The organism is Leyella stercorea (genome assembly GCF_019052365.1).
Classification (GTDB): Bacteria; Bacteroidota; Bacteroidia; order Bacteroidales; family Bacteroidaceae; genus Prevotella.
Genome location: NZ_JAHQUY010000101.1, coordinates 1 through 7,327, shown reverse-complemented (window position 1 = coordinate 7,327; position 7,327 = coordinate 1). Strand labels below are relative to the sequence as shown.

The 7,327-nt window shown below is 49.4% G+C and carries 7 protein-coding genes, 1 tRNA gene, 1 rRNA gene and 1 other RNA gene; 9 read left to right on the top strand and 1 reads right to left on the bottom strand.

Annotated features, from left to right (window positions below; genetic code table 11):
* The first annotated feature begins 184 nt into the window (after window positions 1-184).
* From rrf to KTQ90_RS12240, 7 genes are all read left to right on the top strand, one after another.
* Window positions 185-297, top strand: a 5S ribosomal RNA gene (gene rrf, locus KTQ90_RS12270).
* Between the two features lie 330 nt (window positions 298-627).
* Window positions 628-1,107 carry a GAF domain-containing protein gene (locus tag KTQ90_RS12265; RefSeq protein WP_217318667.1) on the top strand — a complete coding sequence of 160 codons (480 nt, stop codon included), beginning with the start codon at window positions 628-630 and terminating at the stop codon, window positions 1,105-1,107.
* A gap of 236 nt (window positions 1,108-1,343) precedes the next feature.
* An RNA gene (gene ffs, locus KTQ90_RS12260) (signal recognition particle sRNA small type) lies at window positions 1,344-1,442 on the top strand.
* Window position 1,443: 1 nt separating this feature from the next.
* Window positions 1,444-1,517, top strand: a tRNA-Thr gene (locus KTQ90_RS12255).
* A 152-nt stretch (window positions 1,518-1,669) separates the two neighbouring features.
* Entirely contained in the window at window positions 1,670-2,176 is a 507-nt protein-coding gene (locus KTQ90_RS12250) for a flavin reductase family protein (RefSeq protein WP_217318666.1), read from the top strand.
* Between the two features lie 76 nt (window positions 2,177-2,252).
* Window positions 2,253-3,113 carry a hypothetical protein gene (locus KTQ90_RS12245; RefSeq protein ID WP_217318665.1) on the top strand — a complete coding sequence of 287 codons (861 nt, stop codon included), beginning with the start codon at window positions 2,253-2,255 and terminating at the stop codon, window positions 3,111-3,113.
* A gap of 12 nt (window positions 3,114-3,125) precedes the next feature.
* On the top strand, window positions 3,126-4,394 hold the full coding sequence (locus KTQ90_RS12240; RefSeq protein WP_217318664.1) for a CobW family GTP-binding protein: 1,269 nt from the start codon (window positions 3,126-3,128) through the stop codon (window positions 4,392-4,394).
* A gap of 108 nt (window positions 4,395-4,502) precedes the next feature.
* On the opposite strand, the gene KTQ90_RS12235 is transcribed toward KTQ90_RS12240, so the two are convergent.
* Window positions 4,503-5,951, bottom strand: coding sequence for an aminoacyl-histidine dipeptidase (locus tag KTQ90_RS12235; RefSeq protein ID WP_217318663.1), 1,449 nt, complete (start codon window positions 5,949-5,951; stop codon window positions 4,503-4,505).
* 229 nt (window positions 5,952-6,180) lie between these two features.
* Between KTQ90_RS12235 and KTQ90_RS12230 the strand changes: the two genes are divergently transcribed.
* Window positions 6,181-6,375 (top strand): hypothetical protein, encoded by a 195-nt coding sequence (locus KTQ90_RS12230; RefSeq protein ID WP_007898778.1) that lies wholly within the window; start codon window positions 6,181-6,183, stop codon window positions 6,373-6,375.
* A 112-nt stretch (window positions 6,376-6,487) separates the two neighbouring features.
* Window positions 6,488-7,114, top strand: a complete 627-nt coding sequence (locus tag KTQ90_RS12225) for an OmpH/Skp family outer membrane protein (protein ID WP_022157502.1) — start codon at window positions 6,488-6,490, stop codon at window positions 7,112-7,114.
* Window positions 7,115-7,327 lie beyond the last annotated feature (213 nt).

Here is a 7,327-nt window from a genome sequence, read left to right as displayed (position 1 = left end):
GTGTAAAGACGGTGACGTCAAAGCCGAGCAGTACTAATTGCCCGAGACTTTCTTCTCGAGTAGTCGTGCTTTCAGTTGTTGAAAGTTTAACAACAGTTTTTGCTGATCAATTTGTCTAACTTATACGCTCGACGAATTAATAATTAATAATTAAAAATTACTAATTGTCGCAGGCGAACGAATATTAGGCGGTTATTGCGGCGGTGTCCCACCTCTTCCCATTCCGAACAGAGAAGTTAAGCCCGCTTGCGCCGATGGTACTGCAATGCAATGCGGGAGAGTAGGTGGCTGCCTTCTTTACTTGAGGTCTTCAGAGTCAAATGACTTTGGAGACCTTTTTTTTGTATCCACAGGGGGTGCACTTGTCTCAAGTGCACCAACCGAGCAATAGTGCACCAACCGAAGCTTGGTCGGTGCAGCAGAGACTGCTGCACCCCCTGATCCTGGTAGATACCTTCAAATCATGGTAGATACAACCTGCATCTTCCAGCCTTTAACTACTTCAAAGCCAATTGGCTGCGCCGCTGCTGGAAGATATGGCAGATTTTTTCACCTACATCATTTTCTATGGACTATCCCAATCTAAAAATTAATATATACCTTTGTAGTTATATTAAACATATAGCTATGGATAAACAATCAAGATACGCAGAACTGATCTCTCAGATAGAAGTATTCGCGAATGATGCTGACCATCCTATCAGCGTATTGTCTAATTGTGCTGCAGTAATGAAGACAATCTTTCCAGAGGAATATTTCTGGGTAGGTTTCTATATTGTAGATGGTGACGAACTGTACCTCGGTCCGTTCCAGGGTACGCCGGCATGTACACGCATCAAGTTCGGACGCGGTGTCTGTGGCACGTCATGGAAAGAACAGCGCTCACTTGTTGTAGATGATGTAGAGAATTTCCCTGGACATATTGCATGCTCGTCGCTCTCCCGATCGGAGATTGTCGTTCCGTTGAAGCACAATGGGGTAGTGATTGGTGAAATAGACATCGACAGCACCGAATTGGCAACATTCGACGACGTTGACAGACAGTTTCTTGAGCATGCGGCAGAGATGATTGCGCCTTATATGGCGAAGCTCGCTATACCTTTATGAATTTATAGTGTGCGTGGGTATGGCAAGAATGCCATACACTCCTATAATGCTGCATAAGCATGGCAAGAATGCCATACCCTCCTATAATGCAGCATAAGTATGGCGAAAAAGTTCTGTTTTATATAGATCTTAAGGTTTAAAAGCAGAAAAATGTAAGTTCGTAGTTAAAAAGTTGCGAAAACGTTTGGTGGTTTCATAACAAATGCGTACCTTTGCAACCGCTTACAGAGCAATACGGGTAAGTCTTGCACGGCCAGCTCCCTTCGAACCCTCCAGGACGGGAACGTAGCAAAGGTAGTTGGTTGTAGCGGCGCGATGTAAGTAGCTTGCCCACCCGCCTCTTTAGCTCAGTTGGCCAGAGCACGTGATTTGTAATCTCGGGGTCGTTGGTTCGAATCCGACAAGAGGCTCAAAATGATGACGAGACAAGACTTTAAGTTTTGTCTCGTTTTTTTGTATTTGCATGTTTGAGGTGCATGCTGCGCCTTGAATGCTGCAGGGTTGTATAAACTTAGAGCGGCGGAGCTTTACCTCAGTCGCCATGATTAAAATTTAGAAGACTATGGAAAAGATAGACGTTACGACACTCAACGATAATGTGTTCACTACTATTGGTAAGGAGTGGATGCTTGTTGCTGCAGGCAACGTGGAGAAGTTCAACATGATGACAGCTTCTTGGGGATGCCTCGGCTGGTTGTGGAACCGTCCGGTGGCTATTGTGTACATCCGTCCGGAGCGTTATACACACGAGCTCATAGAGGCTAACGACACAATGAACCTTGTTTTCCTCGGCAACTCGGAAGAGGCACGCAAGGCGTATGCCTTCTGTGGCGCTAAGTCGGGCAGAGACTTCGATAAGGCGAAGGAGGCTCATCTCACACCGGTTGCTACCGAGAACGGCTGCGTAACATTCGATGAAGCACGCCTCACACTCACCTGCCGCAAGCTGTACAAGACGCAGATTCGTCCGGAGGAGATGCTCGACAAGTCGATAGAGCAGTGGTACGGCGAGAAGGGCGGCTTGCACGACGTGTATGTAGTGGAGATTCTCGATGCTTATAAGAAGTAATGCGCTAATAAGCAAAACCATTCTATATACATAATATTATATAGTACAGGTCAATAAACATTCAAACAGAACTTTGATGACAGAGAAAATAGACAAGTATAAGGTTCAGGCGGCTTTGGTGCGTTCGTTCTTTGACGCCTTCTCGCATGGCGTTATAGAGAGTCAGGTGGAAGACCCGAAGGAGAAGACGACACCGCAGTCGGTGAAGAAGCTGATGCTGGAGCACTACGAGCACATTGCGCCCGCTTTCTTCGACACCATGTTCTTCCCGTTGGCAGCCATGAACTACAAGTATGAAGACATTGCGGCACTGGCTCGCGAAGCGCAACAGCGTGGCGACGACATGATGGCACTTGTGCGCACGGCGTGTGGCAACGAGGCGTACTACAACGCTATGGTGGAGGAATACAAGCGCAACTTCTCGATGCTGCTTGCAGGCAGATACCTCTCCAACGCCGACCATCTTGAGGGCTATGTGCGTAAGGCGGAGGCAGAGACGGAAGCGTCGGTAGACTCCGACCGCGCCATCGAGCTGACTGTGCGTGTCGTGATGTTCGCATACGTTCGCGGTCTGCGCCAGACGGGGGAGGATGCGCGTTCTGATCGGTCGGTGCACTTGGGACAAGTGCACCCCCTTGGGGAGGATGCACGTTCTGATCGGTCGGTGCACTTGAGACAAGTGCACCCCCTTGGGGAGGATGCGCGTTCTGATCGGTCGGTGCACTTGAGACAAGTGCACCCCCTACGTGGGGCTACGCTCTTCCGTCTGATGCTTGATGCGATGAACATCTTGCTGCTCGACGAAGCTGTCGACTTTGCTGACGCAGAGGCAGCAGACCTTGCTTCGCTGTTCTTGAAGGTCTGCCAAACGCAGCATAACTTCACGGTTATGACCGACGAGATGGACCGCACATATTCAGAATTAATGAAGGAATAATAACAAAATACTATGACACAGATTCCGGTATTGCTGCTCACAGGTTATTTGGGCAGCGGCAAGACAACATTGTTAAATCGAATCCTTTCTAATGAGAAAGGCATTAAGTTCGCCGTTATCGTGAACGATATCGGCGAGGTGAACATCGACGCCGACCTCATCCAGCAGGGTGGAGTGGTGAACAAGCAGGACGACAGTCTGGTAGCTCTGCAGAACGGCTGCATCTGCTGCACGCTGAAGATGGACCTTATCGACCAGTTGCGCGACATCGTGAATATGAAGCGCTTCGACTATATCGTCATCGAGGCGAGCGGCATCTGCGAACCGGCACCGATTGCGCAGACTATCAGTTCGATGGTGACACTCGGTCCGCAGTATATCACCAACGGCATACCGCGTCTTGACAGCATCGTGACCGTGGTGGACGCGCTGCGCATGAGAGACGAGTTCAACAACGGCAACGCTCTAACACGCGACGGACTTGAAGACGAAGACCTCGAAAACCTCGTAATACAGCAGATAGAGTTCTGCAACACGATACTTCTGAACAAGGCTGCAGAGGTGAGCGCTGACGATCTGCGCAAACTCACCGAGATAATCCGCGCCATTCAGCCTAAAGCAGAAATCATACCATGCAACTATGGCGACGTAGACTTGGAGCGTCTGCTCAACACCGGTCGTTTCAACTTCAACGAGGTGGCTACATCGGCTGCATGGATCAACGAGATTGAGAATCATCACGGCGATGAGGAGGATGATGACGATGATGATGAGGAGGAGCATGAGCACCATCATCATCACGACCATGAAGATGAAGAGCATGAACATCATCATCACGACCACGACTGCCATGGCGGTTGCGGACATCACCATCACCATGACCATGAAGGCGGCGAAGTGGAGGAGTACGGCATTGGCACGTTCGTATATTATCGCAGAAAGCCGTTCGACATGAACTTCTTCGACAACTTCGTGGCGCGTCTGTTCCCGAAGAACGTGATTCGCTGCAAGGGATTGTGCTGGTTCAAGGAAGAGCCCGACATGTGCTATCTCTTTGAGCAGGCAGGCAAGCAGATGGAGCTGAAAAACGCCGGACAGTGGTACGCCACAATGCCGAAGGACGAACTGCAGCAGATGCTCGACCGTGAAGAAGGACTGCGCAGAGACTGGGACGAGAAGTATGGCGACCGTATGCAGAAGCTCGTGTTCATCGGTCAGAAACTCGACAAAAAGACAATAAAAGAACAGCTCGACATGTGTCTTACGGATGTAGAACTGTAAAAGGACTTACGGAATTATAACATAAAGCAAGAGGGTATGGCGGAATAGCCATACCCTCTTTGTTTTTTAGTCTGCGTGGGTATGACATGGATGCCATACCCTTCTATATTAGAGATGCTTCATGATGTCGAGCAGATGATCCCAAACCATCTGAACAGTCGGGATGTGAAGACGCTCGTCAGGAGTATGCACGTCGCGCAGCGTAGGACCGAACGAAACCATGTCGAGGTTCGGGTAGCGCTCCGAGAACAGACCGCACTCCAAGCCAGCGTGGATGCCCTTAACGATAGGATCCTTGCCGAAGAGCTTCTTGTACGACTCGACAGCCACCTTCGTGAGCTTGCTGTCCGGGTTCATCTTCCAAGCCGGATAGCCGTCGCTCATCTTCACCTCAGCGCCAGCAAGTTCGAAGGCTGCCTTCACGGTGTTAGTCTCGTTCTCGAGGTTGCTCATCACGTTAGAACGCTGCGAAGCCACTACGTTGATCTCGTTCTCTGCGGTCTGAACGCTTGCCACGTTGTTAGAAGTCTCGACCATGTATGCCAGAGCCTCGTCCTGGCACATAGCGAACACGCCGTTGTCGACAGCCTGCATGCAGAGGATGAAGCGGCGGCTTGCGTCCTTCGGCAGTACGCTCTCAGCGTCGGTGCTACCGAGGTTGAACTCCATAACCGGCTCGGTTACGTGGAACTCCTCCTCGATGTTAGCTGTGAACACGTTCCAGTCGGCACGTACAGTCTCCTTCTCGCTTGCCGGAACAGCGAATACGATGCTACCGTCGCGAGGAATGGCGTTGTGCAGCTTGCCCGAGTTGAACTTAGCGAGGCGAAGATCCATCTTCTCCTGCTCCTTATAGAGGAAACGAGCGAGAATCTTGATGGCGTTGGCGCGTTTCTTGTTGATATCGTCGCCAGAGTGTCCGCCCTTCAAGCCCTTTACCGAAGCTGTGAGGAAGAACATACCCTCGGGAGCAGCCTCACGCTCGAATGTGAAGCGAGCCGAAGTAGTCTTTCCGCCGGCGCAAGAGATGAAGATCTGTCCTTCGTCCTCAGAGTCGAGGTTGATGAGCATATCGCCTTTCATGAAACCTGCCTTCATGCCCATAGCACCAGTGAGACTTGTCTCCTCGTCGCGTGTAAACACACACTCCAGCGGTCCGTGCTCGATGTCGTCGCTGTCGAGGATAGCCAGTTCGATAGCGCATCCGATGCCGTCGTCAGCACCGAGAGTTGTGCCCTTAGCGTTGAGCCATTCGCCGTCTACATAAGTCTGAATAGCGTCGGTGTGGAAGTTGAAGTCTACGTCTACGAGTTTGTCGCAGACCATGTCCATGTGGCTCTGCAGGATGAGTGTCGGAGCGTTCTCGTGACCCTTTGTAGCCGGCTTGCGGATTACTACGTTGCCCGTCTCGTCGGTCTCGGTCTCTAAGCCGTGGCTCTTGCCGAACTCCTGAAGATACTCAATCATGCGCTCCTCATGCTTTGAAGGGCGCGGAATCTCATTGATTTTAGCAAACTGCTCGAACACGCGAGCAGGTTTCAATTCGCAATTGCTCATTTTCCTTAATTTTTTTATGTTGATGTTATAATAATCTGAATTTTCGGTAAATTATTTTGCCATACCGCCGATTTGCCGTACCTTTGTACCGATATGGGCGGTGCAGCCTATCTTCTGCAAAGATAGCGCAAATCGAGCGCAATGAAGCTTGCTTCAAATTGCCGAGGTGCAGCCTATCTTCTGCAAAGATAATGTAAAAGGTAGACACCACAAAATAAAAAAATATAATATGATTAAATTAATGCTTATAAGCCTCGCTGTAGTGGCAGTAGCCTTCGCTTTGTTGTCGATAAAGGTGCTGCTGAAACGCAACGGCAAGTTCTCTTCACAGCACGTACACGACAATCCGGGCTTGCGCAAGCAGGGCATCCACTGCGTGATGGACCAGGACCGCGAAGCCCGTGAGCGCAACGGTGCCTACTAATATGCCTAAGTTGTATATAGTGGTACTAACTGATTTGTCTATAATATATAATGTATAGATATATATAGATATAGGCAGGCACTTAAAACGATAAAATTAAAACTAAATAAAGATGAACAAGAAAAACATTTTCGGCGCACTTGCACTCGCAACTGTAGCCGCTTTCGCAATGACCTCTTGCGACAAGTCGAAGTGTCAGGTTGACGAGAAGAAGGTAGAGAGCAAGCAGGCTGTGCCTTCAGACGCAAAGATTGCGTATGTAGAGGTAGACAGCATCATGTCGCAGTACAAGTTCTGCAAGGACTACTCGCTCATTCTCCAGAAGAAGGGTCAGAACATCCAGAACACACTCGCACAGAAGCAGCACGCTCTTGAGCAGGCTTACGGCAACTTCCAGCAGAAGGTTCAGCAGAACGCCTACACACGCGAGCAGGCAGAGCAGATTCAGATGTCGCTGCAGAAGCAGAACAGCGACCTTCAGGTGCTCAACCAGCGTCTGAGCGGCGAGTTCCAGGCAGAGACAGAGAAGTATAACAACGCTCTGCGCGACTCTATCCAGCACTTCCTCGCTGTATACAACAAGGACAAGAAGTATGGCTTGATTCTGAGTAAGGCTGGCGACAATATCCTCTACGCCGACAAGGCTTACGACATCACCAACGAGGTGATTGCAGGCTTGAACAAGGCTTACAAGCCGGCGGCTCCTGCAAAGGAGGAGAAGGCTGCTAAGAAGAAGTAAGTATTTCTGCAAAGAAGAAGTAAGGCTTCTTTACAGACAAAACGCATATAACCGGAGACAATGCTGCCAATAGCATAGTCTTCGGTTTTTTTGTGCTCGCACACTTTGTTGCTTATTTTGCAAATTCACGCTGCGAATGAAGATTTTTAAACAAAATGCCAATTTAAACACAAAAATATCTATCAAATGTTTCTTTGTATTAAAATATTTATT

Coding starts and splice junctions, on each gene's coding strand:
- KTQ90_RS12235 (WP_217318663.1), bottom strand. CDS start 5,951: ATGAGCAATTGCGAATTGAAACCTGCTCGCGTGTTCGAGCAGTTTGCT.
- KTQ90_RS12265 (WP_217318667.1), top strand. CDS start 628: ATGGATAAACAATCAAGATACGCAGAACTGATCTCTCAGATAGAAGTA.
- KTQ90_RS12245 (WP_217318665.1), top strand. CDS start 2,253: ATGACAGAGAAAATAGACAAGTATAAGGTTCAGGCGGCTTTGGTGCGT.
- KTQ90_RS12250 (WP_217318666.1), top strand. CDS start 1,670: ATGGAAAAGATAGACGTTACGACACTCAACGATAATGTGTTCACTACT.
- KTQ90_RS12225 (WP_022157502.1), top strand. CDS start 6,488: ATGAACAAGAAAAACATTTTCGGCGCACTTGCACTCGCAACTGTAGCC.
- KTQ90_RS12240 (WP_217318664.1), top strand. CDS start 3,126: ATGACACAGATTCCGGTATTGCTGCTCACAGGTTATTTGGGCAGCGGC.
- KTQ90_RS12230 (WP_007898778.1), top strand. CDS start 6,181: ATGATTAAATTAATGCTTATAAGCCTCGCTGTAGTGGCAGTAGCCTTC.